General features: G+C 52.7%; 15 protein-coding genes, 2 pseudogenes and 1 riboswitch. Of the genes and pseudogenes, 6 read left to right on the top strand and 11 right to left on the bottom strand.

Annotation, left to right across the window (positions count from 1 at the left end; genetic code table 11):
* Positions 1-58: 58 nt before the first annotated feature.
* Positions 59-928, bottom strand: coding sequence for an agmatinase (gene speB, locus EXW96_RS19390; RefSeq protein WP_062410306.1), 870 nt, complete (start codon positions 926-928; stop codon positions 59-61).
* Positions 929-954: 26 nt separating this feature from the next.
* A pseudogene (speE, locus tag EXW96_RS19385) lies at positions 955-1,781 on the bottom strand (polyamine aminopropyltransferase).
* Positions 1,782-2,062: 281 nt separating this feature from the next.
* On the opposite strand from speE, the gene EXW96_RS19380 reads away from it, so the two are divergent.
* On the top strand, positions 2,063-4,135 hold the full coding sequence (locus EXW96_RS19380; RefSeq protein WP_174351214.1) for a transglycosylase domain-containing protein: 2,073 nt from the start codon (positions 2,063-2,065) through the stop codon (positions 4,133-4,135).
* 173 nt (positions 4,136-4,308) lie between these two features.
* On the opposite strand, the gene EXW96_RS19375 is transcribed toward EXW96_RS19380, so the two are convergent.
* The 6 genes and pseudogenes from EXW96_RS19375 to EXW96_RS19350 all read right to left on the bottom strand — a co-directional run bounded on the left by EXW96_RS19375 (position 4,309) and on the right by EXW96_RS19350 (position 8,982).
* A complete protein-coding gene (locus EXW96_RS19375) occupies positions 4,309-4,749 on the bottom strand; it encodes a Dps family protein (protein WP_062410303.1) in 441 nt (146 codons plus the stop codon).
* A 39-nt stretch (positions 4,750-4,788) separates the two neighbouring features.
* Entirely contained in the window at positions 4,789-6,243 is a 1,455-nt protein-coding gene (locus tag EXW96_RS19370; protein ID WP_054817041.1) for a catalase, read from the bottom strand.
* Between the two features lie 130 nt (positions 6,244-6,373).
* On the bottom strand, positions 6,374-7,162 hold the full coding sequence (locus tag EXW96_RS19365; protein ID WP_254611478.1) for a winged helix-turn-helix domain-containing protein: 789 nt from the start codon (positions 7,160-7,162) through the stop codon (positions 6,374-6,376).
* A complete protein-coding gene (locus EXW96_RS19360; protein WP_054817039.1) occupies positions 7,141-7,533 on the bottom strand; it encodes a Fur family transcriptional regulator in 393 nt (130 codons plus the stop codon). Before EXW96_RS19360 ends, EXW96_RS19365 begins: the two co-directional genes overlap by 22 nt.
* 198 nt (positions 7,534-7,731) lie before the next feature.
* Positions 7,732-8,133 (bottom strand): annotated as a pseudogene (locus EXW96_RS19355) (group II intron maturase-specific domain-containing protein); the annotation flags it as partial.
* Between the two features lie 336 nt (positions 8,134-8,469).
* A complete protein-coding gene (locus EXW96_RS19350) occupies positions 8,470-8,982 on the bottom strand; it encodes a YwhD family protein (protein WP_062410301.1) in 513 nt (170 codons plus the stop codon).
* Between the two features lie 206 nt (positions 8,983-9,188).
* On the opposite strand from EXW96_RS19350, the gene EXW96_RS19345 reads away from it, so the two are divergent.
* The 4 genes from EXW96_RS19345 to EXW96_RS19330 all read left to right on the top strand — a co-directional run bounded on the left by EXW96_RS19345 (position 9,189) and on the right by EXW96_RS19330 (position 14,090).
* The gene (locus EXW96_RS19345; protein WP_074728918.1) at positions 9,189-11,396 is read left to right on the top strand and encodes a M1 family metallopeptidase; all 2,208 of its coding nucleotides are present in this window, start codon (positions 9,189-9,191) and stop codon (positions 11,394-11,396) included.
* 14 nt (positions 11,397-11,410) lie between these two features.
* Complete coding sequence (locus tag EXW96_RS19340) at positions 11,411-12,223, top strand: hypothetical protein (RefSeq protein ID WP_174351212.1); 813 nt, start codon at positions 11,411-11,413, stop codon at positions 12,221-12,223.
* A 179-nt stretch (positions 12,224-12,402) separates the two neighbouring features.
* A riboswitch (cyclic di-AMP (ydaO/yuaA leader) is annotated at positions 12,403-12,544 on the top strand.
* 4 nt (positions 12,545-12,548) lie between these two features.
* Positions 12,549-13,022, top strand: a complete 474-nt coding sequence (locus EXW96_RS19335) for a C40 family peptidase (RefSeq protein ID WP_054817035.1) — start codon at positions 12,549-12,551, stop codon at positions 13,020-13,022.
* Positions 13,023-13,286: 264 nt separating this feature from the next.
* A complete protein-coding gene (locus EXW96_RS19330) occupies positions 13,287-14,090 on the top strand; it encodes a hypothetical protein (protein ID WP_054817034.1) in 804 nt (267 codons plus the stop codon).
* A 132-nt stretch (positions 14,091-14,222) separates the two neighbouring features.
* Here EXW96_RS19330 and EXW96_RS19325 read toward each other — a convergent pair whose 3' ends face one another.
* Positions 14,223-15,059: a sulfurtransferase gene (locus tag EXW96_RS19325; protein WP_137670984.1), complete on the bottom strand. Its 837-nt coding sequence runs from the start codon at positions 15,057-15,059 to the stop codon at positions 14,223-14,225.
* A gap of 80 nt (positions 15,060-15,139) precedes the next feature.
* On the opposite strand from EXW96_RS19325, the gene EXW96_RS19320 reads away from it, so the two are divergent.
* Positions 15,140-15,625: a GNAT family N-acetyltransferase gene (locus EXW96_RS19320; protein ID WP_309225164.1), complete on the top strand. Its 486-nt coding sequence runs from the start codon at positions 15,140-15,142 to the stop codon at positions 15,623-15,625.
* An 18-nt stretch (positions 15,626-15,643) separates the two neighbouring features.
* Here EXW96_RS19320 and EXW96_RS19315 read toward each other — a convergent pair whose 3' ends face one another.
* Complete coding sequence (locus EXW96_RS19315; protein ID WP_174351210.1) at positions 15,644-15,946, bottom strand: 4a-hydroxytetrahydrobiopterin dehydratase; 303 nt, start codon at positions 15,944-15,946, stop codon at positions 15,644-15,646.
* A gap of 11 nt (positions 15,947-15,957) precedes the next feature.
* Positions 15,958-16,251: a hypothetical protein gene (locus EXW96_RS19310; RefSeq protein WP_054817031.1), complete on the bottom strand. Its 294-nt coding sequence runs from the start codon at positions 16,249-16,251 to the stop codon at positions 15,958-15,960.
* Between the last annotated feature and the right edge of the window lie 172 nt (positions 16,252-16,423).

The raw sequence follows: 16,423 nt of genomic DNA, 5'->3' as shown, positions 1-16,423 counted from the left end.
AAAAACCGGCCCTTCGCCTGAAAGTAAGACGAAAAGACCGGTTTTATTCATCTGGATGTTATTTCACCAAGCCGAGCAGCATTTCGCGGATCAGCTTGCTGGCGACGATCTGGGTTTGCTCCGTCGGATCGTAAGCCGGGGCAACCTCGACGATGTCGGCGCCGACGAAATTCAGCTCCGAAGCGGCCATCGCGTGAATCGCGGCAAGCAGCTCCTTCGACGTAATGCCGCCCGCTTCCGCGGTTCCCGTGCCCGGGGCGCACATCGGATCCAGCACATCAATGTCGATCGTCAAATAGACAGGACGTCCGGCAAGCTCCGGCAGCACTTTCTTCAGCGGCTCAAGCACCTCGAACGGGTAGAAATTAATGTTTTCGCGGCCGAACCGGAACTCCTCACGGGAGCCCGAGCGGATGCCGAACTGATAAATGTTCCTGCCGCCCATCAGTGCAGCCGCTTTGCGGATCGGCGTTGAGTGGGACAGCGGCTCGCCTTCGTACTGCTCGCGCAGATCGGCATGGGCGTCGATGTGAATCAAAGCGAGATCCGGGTACTTGGCGTACACTTCCCGGATGACAGGCCAGGATACGAGATGCTCGCCGCCGAGGCCAAGCGGAAATTTACCGTCAGCCAGCAGGCCGCGCACATACTCGCCGATGATCTCCAGGCTGCGTCCCGCGTTACCGAAGGGAAGCAGGAGGTCCCCCGCATCAAAATAAGTGATATCTTCAAGGCTTTTATCCAAATACGGACTGTACTCCTCCAGACCGATCGACACCTCGCGAATGCGCGAAGGGCCGAACCGGGAACCGGGACGGAAACTGACCGTATAATCCATCGGCATGCCGTAGATGACCGCCCGGGACGCCGCATAGTCGTCCGAGCTGAGAATAAAGACGTTGCCGGAATATTTTTGATCGAGTTTCATAGATTCAGACCTCCTTGGTTTGGCGGTTACTTCGTTAAATCTTCCACAAACTTCGGGAGCGCGAAGGCCGCTTTATGCAGGCGCGGAGTGTAATATTTCGTATCGATCTCCGGAATCTTCGTTTCGTCGACAGCAAGCGGATCATATTTTTACTGCCCATTGTGAACGTCCAGAGGCCGCTCGGGTAAGTCGGAATATTGGCGCAGTATACGCGCACAATCGGGAAAATCTCTTTTACGTCGCGATTGACGCTTTGGATCAGGTCCGCCTTGAACCAAGGGTTGTCCGTTTGCGCAACAAAAATACCGTCTTCCTTGAGCGCATCGTAAATTCCTTTATAAAACCCTTGTGTAAACAGCGATACGGCCGGGCCAACCGGCTCGGTGGAGTCCACCATGATCACATCATAGGTGTTCTTATGGTCGTGAATATGCATGTAGCCGTCGTTCACGATCACTTCTACGCGCGGGTTGTCCAGTGCGCCGGCGATCGAAGGCAGATACTTCTTGGAATACTCGATGACTTTGCCGTCGATTTCAACGAGAACCGCTTTTTCCACTTCCGGATGCTTCAGCACTTCGCGGATGACGCCGCCGTCGCCGCCGCCGACGACCAGAACATGTTTCGGATTCGGATGCGTATTGAGCGCCGGATGCGCCACCATCTCATGATAAACGAACTCGTCCTTCACGGTAGTCATGACCATTCCGTCCAACACGAGCATCGTGCCCCATTCGGCCGTTTCGATCATCGCAAGATCTTGAAAATCCGTTTTCTCCGTAACGTGAGTCTTGCTGATTTTTGCCGTAATGCCGAAGTTATCGGTTTGTTTTTCTGTGTACCATAATTCCATATGTAATTCCACCTTTCGCAAAAGCGCATATTCATCGGCTTCCATCCCAATGGAGAAACCGCAGGACGGGCGGACAACTGTTATTTTGGTATGTTTCAGCCGGTCTCTTGCATGTCAAATTGTATTATAGTGGATCTACCCGAAAATGCAAATACGAACGCCGGGAATCCGAACGATTTTTAAAAAAATTTAACGTTTCTGTTACATTCGCATGAATAGGGTTTTCTATGTTTTTCCATACTGGATAATAGAACTTATTTTCCGGGAAAGGAGCGAATGACATGAGCGAAGAGCGGAGTAAACGGACGACCGCAGAAACCGATCCCTTGGAACGCTTGGGGAAACGATTGAAGAAGTGGATATCATTTTCTTTTACTTGTCTGATGTTGAGCGCAGCCGCTTTGCTGGTTCTCATACTGTTCATGCGTTCGCAGTCGCTTCCCGTATCGAAAATGGCGATGGCTTCCGAAATGTACGATGTGCACGGCACCATGATCGAAGCGTACGGCGGGAGCAAAAACCGCCAGATGATTTCCCTGAAGGAGATGTCCCCGAAGGTAATTGAAGCGACGCTGGCGATTGAGGACCGGAACTTTTACGGCCACTTCGGCTTCGATCCCAAAGGCATAGCCAGGGCCGCCTGGGTAAACCTGCAGCATATGTCCAAGGTCCAGGGAGCAGGCACCATTACCCAACAGCTGGCGCGGAACCTGTATTTAACACATGAGAGAACATGGACGCGCAAAATCAAGGAAACCTACTATGCCGTACAAATGGAGCTTCAAATGAGCAAGGATCAAATTTTGGAGCAATATTTGAACCAAATTTATTACGGGCACTCTACATACGGCATTCAAGCGGCTTCCCAGCTGTTTTTCGGCAAGAACGCATCCGAGCTGTCCCTTGCCGAAAGCGCCCTGCTGGCAGGGATACCGAAGGGCCCGCGTTATTATTCCCCCTATTATGATTTGCAAAATGCGATGAACCGGCAAAAAACGGTGCTGCAAACCATGGTCGAGGCCGGCTATATTACGCAGAAGCAGGCGGATGAAGCGGCGCGGGAAAAGCTGAACATCCTGCCGCTGGCAAACAAAAAGCCTGTGACGGCGCCTTATTTTCACGACTATGTGCGGAGGCTGGGCACGGAATTGCTCGGTATGGAGGAAAAAGAGTTCGAGGAAAGCGGACTTCGCATCTATACATCCCTGGATCTGAAAGCGCAAAAGATTGCGGAAGACGTCGTCACGGAGCAGCTGAAGGACTTCCCGGAGATTCAGACGGCTCTTGTCGCGATCGATCCCCGCAACGGTTATGTCAAGGCGATGGTCGGCGGGCGCAATTACGGGGAGAACCAATATAACCGCGTGTTCGCGAATACGCGGCAGCCGGGGTCGTCTTTCAAGCCGATCGTGTATTTAACGGCGCTGAAGGAAAAGCATTTTTCACCGGTCACCCGGTATCTCAGCGAACCGACGACATTCACCTACGATCAGGGACGGCAAACCTACACGCCCAGCAATTTTGGCAATAAATACTTCGACTGGATTGATTTGCGTACGGCGATTGCCAAATCAGACAATATTTTTGCCGTGCATACGGTGTTGGAAACAGGACCCGAACGCGTCATTGAGATGGCAAGACGGATGGGCATCACAAGTCCGATGAAGCCGATGCCGTCTTTGGCGCTCGGCACTTTTCCGGTCAGCCCGTTCGAAATGGCTTCAGCCTTCGGCATCTTGGCCGGGCAAGGCGTTCGCGTCGAGCCGACAGCGATTCTGCGCATTGAAGACCGGCGCGGACGCGTGCTCTATGAGGCCGCGCCAAAGCAGGAGACGGTCATTGAGCCCGCGTACACCTACGTGCTGACCAAGCTGATGGAGGGCGTCTTCGACCAAGGCGGCACGGGCAGCCGTGTATCAAGCGTGCTGAAGCGCCCCGTTGCCGGCAAAACCGGCACGACGAATACGGACGCATGGCTTGTCGGCTACACGCCGGAGCTGTCGACGGCCGTATGGGTCGGCTATGATAAGGACCGCAACATCAGCGCGGTCGAATCTCACCTCGCGGCGCCGATCTTCGCCGAGTTCACGGAACGGACGCTGGAGTCGGTGCCCCCGAAGCTGTTCCCGATCCCCGAAGGCGTCGTGAATGTCTACATCGATCCGGCGACCGGCAAGCTGGCCAACGAGAGCTGTCCCGATTCACGGATGGAAGCGTTCGTTCAAGGCACGGAGCCAACGGAATACTGCACGCAGCAGCCGGCCCGGAATGACGGAGACCAGAATTCCGAACCGGCGAAAAGAAAACAAAACGGCACGTGGTGGGAAGACCTGAAGCGTTGGTGGAACAGCTAGCACCGGGAGCAGAATGGGAAGCAAGCGGGCTGCGTACGCCGGCCGCAAGTACGACATGAAGCGCTTGGGGGATTGCCTCTCAATACAGCCTTCAACTCACTAAAGCGTACGTAGAACCATCATCGAAGCTGAAAAAGAGGGGCGTCAAGCGCCCCTTCCTCCAATCATGTCTCTTATTTGCCCAAAAACGAATTCAACATCCACACATGCTTCTCAAGACTGGAATGAATGCCGAGGAGCAGATCGCCGGTCGTTTCGTCTTTTTCCGATTCGGCCAGCTTCATTCCCGTTTTCAGCTCACCGACCATGGTCTCAAAATCGTCAACGATCGATTTGACCATCTGTTCGGCAGTCTCTTTGCCCGTGGCGTCCCCGACGGAAGCCAGCTCCAGGCAGCCCTTCATTGTGGCGACGGGCAGGCCCCCGAGCGACAGCAGACGTTCGGCGAGAGCATCCACATGTGCCGCCGCTTCCGTATAGAGCTCTTCGAATTTGGTATGAAGCGTAAAAAATTGCTGTCCCTTCACATACCAATGATAATTATGAAGCTTAACGAACAAGACGGACCAATTGGCGATTTGTCTGTTGAGCGTTTCGTGTAAGGTTAGCTGCATACTTATTTTCTCCCCCTCTTTTGATTTATTTTTTCCAAGCTAGTTTTTCGGCATAAATTCGCTGATGTCGAGGCCCAGTCCTTGCGCAAGTCTCATGCCGTACTCCCGGTCCGCGCGGAAGAAGTTGCATACGGCACGGAGTTGAATCTTTTCATTGGTTTGCTTCAAATCATTGACCAGATTGCTGAGCAAATGATCGCGCTCCTGATCGGAGAAGCTGCGGTAAAGTTCGCCCGCCTGTGTGAAATCGTCCGTTTTATCGATGCGCTGACGTCCTGCGACACCATAAAGCGGCGAACGGCTTTCCACATACTCCGGAGCCTCCTTCGGACTTTCCTCGAAGCTGTTCGGCTCGTAGTTAACCGGGCTCGGATCCTGCTTCACGTTCATGAAGCCGTCGCGCTGATGATTTCTTACCGGAGCGTACGGACAATTGACCGGAATTTGCAGATAATTGGCGCCCAGACGGTACCGCTGGGTATCCGGATAAGAGAACAGTCTGCCTTGAAGCAGCTTATCTTCCGACGGCTCGATCCCGGGAACCAGCGCGCTCGGAGCGAATGCGGACTGCTCCACCTCCGCAAAATAGTTTTGCGGATTCCGGTTCAACGTCATGGTGCCGACCTTGTGCAGAGGGTACATATCCTCCGGCCATACCTTCGTCGCATCCAGCGGGTCAAACGCAAAGCGGTCCAAATGCTCAACCGGCATCATTTGAACATGGAGCTCCCACTGCGGGAAATTCCCCTTTTCAATGTTATCGAACAAATCCCGGGTAGCGTGGTTAAAGTCTCTGCCCTGCACTTCGCGCGCCTCGTCAGCCGACAAATTCACGACACCCTGAAGCGACTTCCAATGATATTTAACATAAATGACCTTGCCTTCCGCATTCACCCACTTGAAGGCGTGAACGCCAAAGCCGTTCATTTGCCGATAGTTGGCCGGGGTCCCGTTGTCGGAGAACACCCAGGTCATCATATGTGTGGACTCAGGAGACAAGGTCATAAAATCCCAATACCTCTCCGGATCTTGAACGTTCGTGTCCGGGGCGGGCTTTAAGGAATGGACCATGTCCGGGAATTTAATCGCATCGCGGATAAAGAACACCGGCAGATGGTTCCCTACCAAATCATAATTGCCTTCCTCTGTGTAAAACTTGACGGCAAATCCACGCGGGTCGCGAGCCGTTTCCGGTGAGCCTGTACCGTGGATAACCGTGGAAAAACGGACGAACACCGGCGTCTCCTGCCCCACCTCCTGCAGGAAGTGAGCCTTCGTGTACGCCTTCATGCTGGCCTCCGTCCGGAATACCCCGTGAGCACCTGCGCCGCGGGCATGAACGACACGCTCCGGAATACGTTCGCGGTCAAAGTGAGCCAGCTTTTCGAGCAAATGGTAGTCCTCTAGCAGTGTCGGACCCCGTTGTCCGGCTGTTCTCGAATTCTGGTTATCACCTACCGGCGCGCCTTGATTGGTAGTCAGTCTGTTATGCATATCAAGCAACTCCTTGTATTTAAATTTAGACTTGGTTTAAATCTTGATATGATCATAACATGCGCTGACCGCCAAATCATGATATTCAAATGAAAATTACATGAAAAAATGATGAAGGCGAATCTGCCGCTCACTCATCCGCCAACCGGTACCCCACACCTCTTACCGTAGAGATGTACTTGGCTTCTCCAGCCGAGTCGCCCAGCTTTTTCCTTAAGCTTTTCACATGAACGTCAACCACGTTGCTGCCGCCGAAATACGAGCTCCCCCATAGCTGATTCAAAATATCTTCCCGTGAAAGCACCGCACCCTCCGATTGAAGAAAAAGCTGCAGAAGCTCATATTCCGTTTTCGTCAAATCAAGCCGTACCTGCCCCCGGTAAACCGCCATTTTTCTGGAATCGACCGTCAAATCCTTGAACACACTCCGGCCGGAGGAAACGTCGGGCGTGAACCCGGATTCCGGAACCGCTTCGCTTATGCGCCGCACGGTTTCCCGGATATCGCCGGCAGGCCAGCTGATAAATTCGGCTGCCGAATCTGCTGAAGCATCTGCCGCCGTCTGCCCGTTCACCAAAAAAAGAAGCCGGGGCTGCCGGAGCGATTGCGAAAATAAAGAAACGGCGTGCTGCGCGTCCCGCTCCACGTCTTGAGACGACGTCAAATCATAGATGATGGTATTTACGTTAAGCTCCTTCATCATCAAGGGATCGTAACGGTGGAACACCAGAATATCGAAGCAGTCCGAAGCCAGCCTGCCAATCAGTTCGCCCAACCGATTCGGAAACGGGCTGATGACAATCACTCTTTGCGTACGGGTGCATACGTTCCCCAGCATCCAAGAATCCTCCTCCCGCAATCGGCTTTGATCCGTAATCTCGAAATTTTGGAACAGATTTACACTTTGTGCTGTGCGCATGTACCGCATACCCCCTCAAAGACAACATGGGAATTGCTGACTTTGTAATTCGTCGCTTTCTCCACCGCCGTAATCCATTCGTCCGGCGTCGGACTCAGTACCTCGTCCACTCGTCCGCACTGTTTGCAAACAATATGATGGTGATCGTCCACTCTTGCATCATAACGGCTTGCCGCTTCTCCCAATTTAAGCTCGCGAAGCAGCCCTACATCCGTCAAATACTTGAGGGAGTTATAAACCGTAGCATAGGCGAACTGCTGGCCTTGCTCTCTCAGTCTCTCCATCACCTCCGCGGCCGTCGGGTGTCCATCGTCATATTGGACAGCCTCAAGAACCGCTTTGCGCTGTGCAGTCAAATTGATTTTATTCATAGGGGTTCATTCCTTTATTTATATTTAGATTTAGTATAAATCTTATATTGGACTTGGTCAACCAATAATCAACCAAAGGACGTTATCTTCCGTGCTGAAAGGCCGCCGGCAGCCGCGCAAATCGAGTAGGAGAGGGCGGCTAACCCCCGTCCTCTCATACCACCGTACATGCGGGTCCGCATACGGCAGTTCCGAAGGTTAACAAAGTTCCAGATAACGAGAAAGTAAGCTTTTCAGCCCTCTTGCTTCCCAGTAGGAAGCCGGGAGGGCGTTGTATGTGTTCCGGGACATTTTCCAAGCACCCCGGCGGGAATTAGCCATCATGAGAGCTGCCCATTCAGGCACGCCGAGCGCCAGGTGTTCGCGGATACGGGTTCGTACCCGTTTCCACTGTTTCCATAGGCACATGCGGAGTCTTCTGCGAATCCACTGGTCAAAGTTCTGGCAGTGTGTTTTCGCCGAAGCAAGGCGAAAGTATCCTATCCAGCCCATGAGGTAGCGGTTTAGACGCGTGATGCGTTCCTCCATCGACATCGGCTGGGTCCGGTTCGTCAGTTCTCGAATCTTCTCCTTGAATCGGGAGATGCTCTTTGGGGCTAAACCTTGGCGGCTTTGGATTTTGCCTTGGTGTGGAGGCTCATCCGACTAACACTGCCTCAAATTGGGTTCGTGTACCTTGGCCCGTGCTTTTGCCTCCGGCTTCCTTCAGATTCCGCCTCGCGGCGGACGCCCTTGCCCTTGGCTAACGGTAGGCGCTCGCCAGCCCCCGTTCGGGACTTTCACCCTAGAGATGACGCCCATGCTGGGCGTAACACAACACAAAAAGGCAGACCAAAGGTCTGCCTTTTTGCTGTCCTAGTATATGGTGCATATACTAGGCATTAGTATACATCGTTATGTCAGGCCGTTCAATGACCGTCACATAATGTACAAATTTTACGCAAGCGCTTCTTTGAGTTCCGCTTCGGATCGTTCCCACATGCCGGGGTCGTTCTCGATCATCAGCTTCTTGAGAGCGGCTTTTTCCCGTTCCCCGAGATTATCGAGCATAATGCGGCGCTTTAGCGCATAATCCATCCGGTTCACATGATCGGCGAGCACTTTCCAGCCTTTGCGCGCCTCCGGATCTACCGTCATCTCGCAGGAAGTGACCCCTGCATAGTATTTGCCGTCCTCCTTGAAATCCACTGCCACCCAAACGATCCAGCAGGGGCGTCCGTTGGGAACCTCATCCTTGTTCGTGGTAAACTTGATCCCTTTTTCTATTTTGCTCTTGGCATGCAGCGCCCCCTGATCGATATAGGCTTCTCCCTCGTCAATAATGACGCAGGATAATTGGCTCAGGTCGATCGAGCCTTGGCCAAAGCCGCGGTGCTTCGTTTCCTTATTGCTGACAATATTAAGTGAAGGCAGTTTTTTCTTTTCATTTATATCCACAAGGCACACCATCCCTATCCTATATTTCAAAGTTCCGCAAAGTTCAATCTCACTCGTTATTATTGTAGCCAAAGTACCGGAGCATGTAAATAAATCGAAGCCGCTCCGTTCCCAAACGCAAATGCCCGGGAAAAACCCGTAAAGGAAAAAAGGCAGAAATAATCCTCGTCCCACAAACATATACATGCTGTAGATGCTTGTCAACGGGGTGAATATGGATGAAAAAACGAATCGGCAGCCCCCTTGTATCATGGGGCTTACTTACAATCTTCGCCTGCGGTGTCACACTGCTGACGAATGCCCTGCTGTCGTCCGACTTCCGGTCGGGAACTCCTTCCGCCGGTTGGAAGCTTTCCGCCGAAGCCGCTTACCCTGCCGTGTTCCCTGCTGAAGGGGGGGTGGATCCGCTCAACCTGAAGCCCATAAGGTCAACCGCGGGGCACTCCATCGTTGAGGCGCCGGCATGGCCTCAAGCCAGGGGACAAGCGGACGGCTCATCTACGGGCATTTTTTTGCCGACGGCACATGCGGAGCCGGTTAGCGGACGAGTGAACGAACCGGCGGCCCCTCCTCCCGCACCGCCCAGCTTGCCGGTCAAGCCTGTAGAGAAACCGGCGCCGAAGCCGTTATCCAACCGCATCGTCGAGTATCATCTCAACGTAGAACTGGATGCCGATGGCAAGCTGATTAAAGGCACCTCGTCGATGACTTGGAAAAACCCGGGAAGTCGCCCGGTGCAGGAGCTTTATTTTCACTTGTATCCCAATGCGTTCGAGTCCAAGAAAACGACGTTCATGAAGGAATCCGGCGGAAAGCTGCGGGACGATGTCCGCAAGGAAGACAGCTTTGGCAGCATGACGGTCAGCTCCATTCGAACGCTTGACGGAGCCGAGATGGAGCTGATCGACCGGATGGAGTATGTCCAGCCGGATGACGGCAACAAGGACGACAACACCCTGATCAGGGTACCGCTTCCAAAGCCCGTCATGCCGGGCGGAAGTGTAGATCTGCTGACCCAATTTTCCGTGAAGCTGCCGCAGGTTTTCGCCAGAATGGGCTATGCGAACGATTTTGTGATGGCCGGCCAGTGGTTTCCCAAAATCGCCGTATACGAGCCCAAAGGCACCCGCGGTCGGACAGATGAGGGCTGGAATTTGCACCAGTATCACGGGAATTCGGAGTTTTACGCGGACTTTGGCATATTCGACGTTAGAATCAAGGTGCCTTCCGCCTATAAGGTAGCGGCCACCGGCTTCCCGACCAAACCCGTCTCCGATGACGGCAAAACGAAAACCTACTCGTTTTACTCCGACGATGTGCATGATTTTGCCTGGGCCGCTTCGCCGCATTTTATATACCATGAAGAACCCTACGCCACTCCTCATCTGCCCGGCGTCCGCATCAAGCTGTATCTGGATCCGAAGCATGAGCATCTGAAGGCCCGTTATATGACAGCCGCCAAAAAAGCGCTCGCCCGATACTCTCAGTGGTACGGCAGTTATCCTTACAACACGCTGTCGATCGTCGTGCCGCCGGAGGAGGGCAACGGAGCCGGAGGAATGGAATACCCTACGCTGATTACCGCATGGGGAGCAGCCGAAGAGAACCCGAGTCTGGAGCTGGAACGGGTTGTGGTGCATGAAATCGGCCACCAATTTTTTTACGGCATGGTCGCCAGCAATGAATTTGAAGAGGCGTGGCTCGACGAAGGCTTTACCTCTTATGTGGAAGACAAGTTAATGGAAGCGGAATACGGCGTTCGCCCGAATCTGCTCGTGGAGTCGAGCTACATCACCAATCCGGCGGCGCTGCTGAAGAATGCCTGGAGCTATGACGGACACCATCACTATGCCGAGAATGTATATACCCGCGCCAAGCTGGTGCTGAAGGCCATGGAACGTCAGGTCGGAGCAGAGACCATGGACAAGATCATGCGAACGTATTTCCAGCGCTGGAAATTCAAGCACCCGACTACGTCGGATTTTCAACAAGTCGTAGAAGATGTGACGAAAACCAGTTGGCAGCCGTTTTTTGATCAATACGTTTATAACGGCATGATGGTCGACTACGCCGTAACCGGCATCAAAGTGCAGCAGGTGACAGAAAATGGCCAAACCTACTATGAGAACAGCGTGCAGCTGCGCAAGCTTGGAGGCACCTACCAAAATGTCCCGGTCCGTTTTCAATTTGCCGATGGAACACAACTCGATAAAACATGGAACGGCGCCGACAGCGAAGTCATCATGAAGCTGAATCACACGGCTCCGCTGTCGTGGGCGGCCATAGACCCGGAGCACTCTATCGTGCTGGAGAACAAGCGGATCAACGGCTTTATGAAAACGGAAGTCGATAAGAAGCTGTCGGTGCGATGGAACGTAAGTGTTGTGAAAATTTTGGAGACCTTGTTTGGCTGGGTCGCATGGTGAGGTGAGCGAGGAATATGTGGAACCGGATCAAAGCAGGCTGGACCTTGGCCTGGCAGCAGCCTTTTGCCGTCTTTACCCTCTTTATATACAATCTCATCTGGGGCGTCGCGCTGTATAAGCTGATTCAATCTGTCGTCCTCCCCCTTCTCCATCGTTATCCGGGGAGCGACCTGCCCGTCACAGCTTCGCAGCTGTTCTGGATCGAAGGTCATTTTCAGATCATGAAGACGGACCTGCTGGAGCCGTTTCTGTGGTGGGGCATCTGCCTCCTGGGATTAAGAATGCTGGTGCATCCGCTGCTTAATGCGGGGGTATATTACTCGCTTCAACATCGGGACATGAACGCAGGCTACCGGTTCGTGGAGGGGATTCGAAAGCTGTCTCTTCCCTTCTTCGGCCTCTACTTCATCCAACTGGCGCTGCTGCTCTCTCCGCTCTACTGGCTGGTTCCTTATACAATAGAGCTGTACGGGCATCAGACTTCATATATTTCCTTCGGGAAAGCGCTGGCGCCGGCGCTGGCCGGCTACATCGCCTATTGGTTTGTGCTCCAGCTCGTCTTTTTGTTCCTTCAGATCGGAAAAACCGATGGCAGGTCGGCCATTTACACCCTGCTGTTTGTGATTCGCCATCTGCCCGCCATTATGCTGATTTCTTTATCCGTAACAGGAATCTCTTTGGCCGTGTCCGCCGCGGTGATGGCGGCCTCGTTTTTCTGGGCCGGCTTTCTGGCCCTGATCGGATTACAAGCCTATCGGCTGGTTCAAATGTTTATTAAAGTATGGGCCATCAGCACACAATATGCGCTTTGGACGGAGAAAGCGTAGCTGATATCCTAATAAGACCGCAGAAGCACCGGTCCGCCATGGACCGGTATCTTTGTGTTGTTATATCCCCGATTCAATTAAACAAAATTTTCAATTTAAACCGCTTGAATGTGTCAATTTTGTTACAAAAGAAGGAAAAGTGCAGTTTTTCTCGAATATGTTTATCCGGAATCAAAAAAAAGAAAATTTTGCCGAATTTCTGTTTAGGAAAACGGGGGATCCATAACCGGGTGAATTGATCTCGACAAACAACGTCAGTGATCATAGGGAACCTTCAACCGAACCCTTCAGCTAACCTCGTAGGCACCGGAAGGGGAAACTTTTTTTGAAGAAGAAGCTTGTAGGTTTTGCACTTTCGTTAGCTATGTTTTGCAGTGTTTCCGTGGGCAGCGCATTTGCTGAAACCCCACTAAGTGCAGCGGTAAACGCGGGTTTAGGCTCGCCTTACAAATGGGCAGGCAATACGACAAACGGCTTTGATTGCTCCGGCTATACTTCTTGGGTGTTCGACAAGTTCGGTATAGAACTTCCCCATTCCTCCAAAGGCCAAGCCCAAGCCGGCCAATGGGTAGCCGCAGATCAGCTCCGTCCCGGCGACCTCGTGTTCTACAACACCGACGGTAAAGGCATTTCTCATGTCGGCGTATATGTGGGAGGCGGCAAGTTCTACCACTCGGCTACGAACAAAGGCGTTACGATTACTGAAATGAGCGAATCTTACTACGCCAATCGTTATGTGACAGCCCGGCGTATTTTGTCGGACGAGCAGTACAAACAACTCATGACCGACTCCAATTGATTTGGTCAACGGATTCGCAATGCAGCTTCGGAAGCCCTCAGTGTTTGGCCCGATCCGATCGTTCGCAAAAACGGACGAAACGGACGGACAAGCCTGCAGGGCTTTCTATTTTGCAGAAACCATGCGGAAGCCTCCTGCATCCGATCTGTTCCGAATGCTGTGATTTCTATTGATTTCCCTAATGATAATGATTATAATTCTCATTGGTACCGGGGACTGTCCCCCAAATCATTCGCCTGATGTGCCAGAAAGGAGCGCCGGATCATGACTCTTCAGGAACCGGTCAACCAAGTGCTTGAACAGCGGTTTGGACTATCCGAAACCGGAATCGCCGGAGCAGAATACCGATTCCATATGGGCAGCCTGTTGAGACCGGAGGAGATGTCCCGGTTTATTCGCATCTATACGGAAGCTTTGAAGGGATCGCATATCGACGTAGGCGGCATGTTTTTCATCGCTTGGGTTGCTCAAGTCTGTTCTGCTCTGCAGTATACCGTTTCTTGCCATCAAGCGGCCTTAAACCTGCATCTGGATCAATTGGAGCTGCAGCTCCGCCATCACTCCGATGGTCCTGCGCTGGCTTTCAGAGCGGATTCCTGCGTCGGCACGCCCTGCCCTGCCGATAACAGAGAAGAATGGCTGAGTGCGATTTTTCATCATTGGTATATCGGGCAGGTGAAGCCTCTCATCGCCTCCGTCTCCGAAGCCGCCGGCATTCCAACGGCTCAGCTGTGGGCCCAATTGGTCACCCGGCTGTATTATACGATTGACGTGATGATCGGGGAAGCGGAGGATGAAGAGACGAGAAGCCGGATTAAGGACGATTTTGCCGTTCTGGTACACCGCATCGGACCCCGGATTTTCGAGAAAAAAACCAATCTGCTGGATCTTAATTTTAAAATGGTCGAGTCTCCTGCTGATCCGGATCGTTTACTCCGGGTGAAAGCCGCGTGCTGCCTATACTACAAAACGGAAAAAGCATGCGGGAATTACTGCTTTACATGTCCCAAACTCAGCGATAAGGACCGTGAAGAGAAAAGGCGAAAGCTTTTGACAGGGACGCTTTGATCGGAAGTATAAGATGAGAGTGCCGGTGTATCATACACAGCCCCGGATGAAATAACAAGGAGGACCGGATCAGCATGCCAACGGCAAATGATCGTAGTCCTCCAACCGTGTCTGACACGGAATCCCCATTTCCTACTCTTTTCCTGTCGCCACCGGATTGTCCTTATAGCTGATCCAATCGCTCCAGCTGCCTGCGTACAGCTTGACATTGTCGAATCCGGCCTCGCTAAGCGCCAGCACGTTCGGACACGCCGTCACACCGGAGCCGCAATAGACGATAAGCTCATCGGCGTTGCGCAAGTCTGCGAACCTGGCCTTTTGCTCCGAAGCATCCTTCCATCCCCCTGAAGCTTGCAATCCTTCTTTCCAGAAATACTGCTTCGCTCCCGGAATATGTCCGGCCACCGGATCGATCGTTTCTTCGAGGCCAAGGTAACGTTTCTCTTCGCGAGAATCCACAAGCACCGTACCTGGACGCTTCAACCGGTCCTTCACCTGCTCCACATTCACCAGCATCTCGCTGCGCACCTTCGGCGTGAATACGGCCTGCTGCTCCACAGGCAGCTCCTCCGTTACGGGATACCCTGCTTCCTTCCATGCCGAGTAGCCCTTATCCAAAATATAGACTTCGTCATGACCAAGATATTTCAACAACCACCAAAACCGCGAGGCCATCGCACCGCCTTGATCGTCGTAAGCGACAACGACGGAATGCTCGTGGATACCCGCCCGGCCAAGCTTGGCGGCAAGCTCCCCGGGATCGGGAAGCGGATGGCGCCCTCCGTGCTTCTCTTTTGGACCGGACAAATCACGTTCGAGATCAAAATAAAACGCTCCGCAAATATGATCGATATCATAGCTTTGTTTTCCGGCCTCAGGCTGGCCTAATATAAAGCGGCAGTCCGCGATCACGATATGGTCTTGGATGCCGTGCTCAAACAACCATTCTTGACTGACTACATGCTTCAAGATCCAATCACTTCCTTTAATGGGGTGATATGCTGTATATTAACAGTATACACCCGAAGGGAGAAGCTGAAAAGAAAGTGATACCCAACGAGCCCCGGATTTTTTATATTGCCCCGCTCACGGAGGCGCACTGCCGCGACATCTGCAGTTGGGTTTATCCTCCGCCATACCATACCTACCATTTCCGGCCATGGGAGCTTATGCTTTCCGATCAAGAGGAATTCGCCGATGCTGAAATTCGAGTGAACCAGTACCGTGCCGTTCTGGACGCAAGCGGTGAGCTGAGCGGATTTGTGCAGTTTTTTCCTATGGTGGGCGTTACCCGGTTGGGTCTGGGCATGCGTCCCGATTTATGCGGCTGCGGCAACGGAATTCATTTTGTAAGAGCGATTGTACAGGAAGCCCAGCGGTTGTCTCCGCAAAATCAAATCGACCTTGAAGTGATGACTTGGAATGAAAGAGCGATCCGTGTGTATACCCGCGCCGGTTTTATCATTACGGACACCTACCAACGGATGACCCCTACCGGCATGGAAGAGTTCCACTGTATGGTATGGTCCGCATAAGGATGCATGAGAACAGATTCATTTCCGAAAACCCGCATAAGCTTCGTCGTACCTCCGGGCGCTGGTAAAGTCAAGCTCCATCAGTCCCCCGGCGTTCCACGAGGTGAGGCGAAGCGTCACCAGCCGATAATCGATGGAAATCATCGGATGATGGTTCAGTTCCTCGGCAATCCGGGCCACTTCATCCACGAACCCGATGCCGTCCATGAAAGACGCGAAGCGGTACTTCCTTGCGATCCATTTCCCGTTCTCTTCCAACGCCCAGCCTTCCGTCCGGTTCAGGCCGACTTTCACTTCCTCTTCCGTTAATCTCCTGTGCATGCCCATCCCTCCTATACCAAATAGATGACCGTCGTAAGCGTTTCTCCTTGGTCAATGCGGATCAAGTGCCGTTTGGGGTCATGCGTGACCATACAATCGCCTATGCTCATTTGCGCCTCTACTCCCAGTCCATAGAACAGATCATCCGCCAACGTCTTCATGCATTCCTTCTGTTCCTCCTCGCTCATGGCGTCCCAATCGTCCGCCGGCATCTCCAGAAATTCGCAGCAGCCTTCCACTCCCCGCAGTGCATCGGTAAAATCATTGATGATGTCGTTGTATTCCCTTCCGAATTTAATGCCCATGGCCACCTGTCCTTCCAGCGGTAAATTCGCTTTTGCCTCATTGTACTCACAAATCCCTTGTGCCCGCAACCAGTGACGGACCAACAAAAACTCGGGTCTCGACCAATTTTCTACGCATTCATATGCAAAATCTGATACACTATAAGGATAGACAAAACAGGCGGAGGGCGAA

Origin of the sequence: Paenibacillus sp. JMULE4, from assembly GCF_013337105.1 — a bacterium.
Classification (GTDB): Bacteria; Bacillota; Bacilli; order Paenibacillales; family NBRC-103111; genus Paenibacillus_G; species Paenibacillus_G naphthalenovorans.
This window is presented reverse-complemented; position numbering and strand designations above follow the sequence as displayed.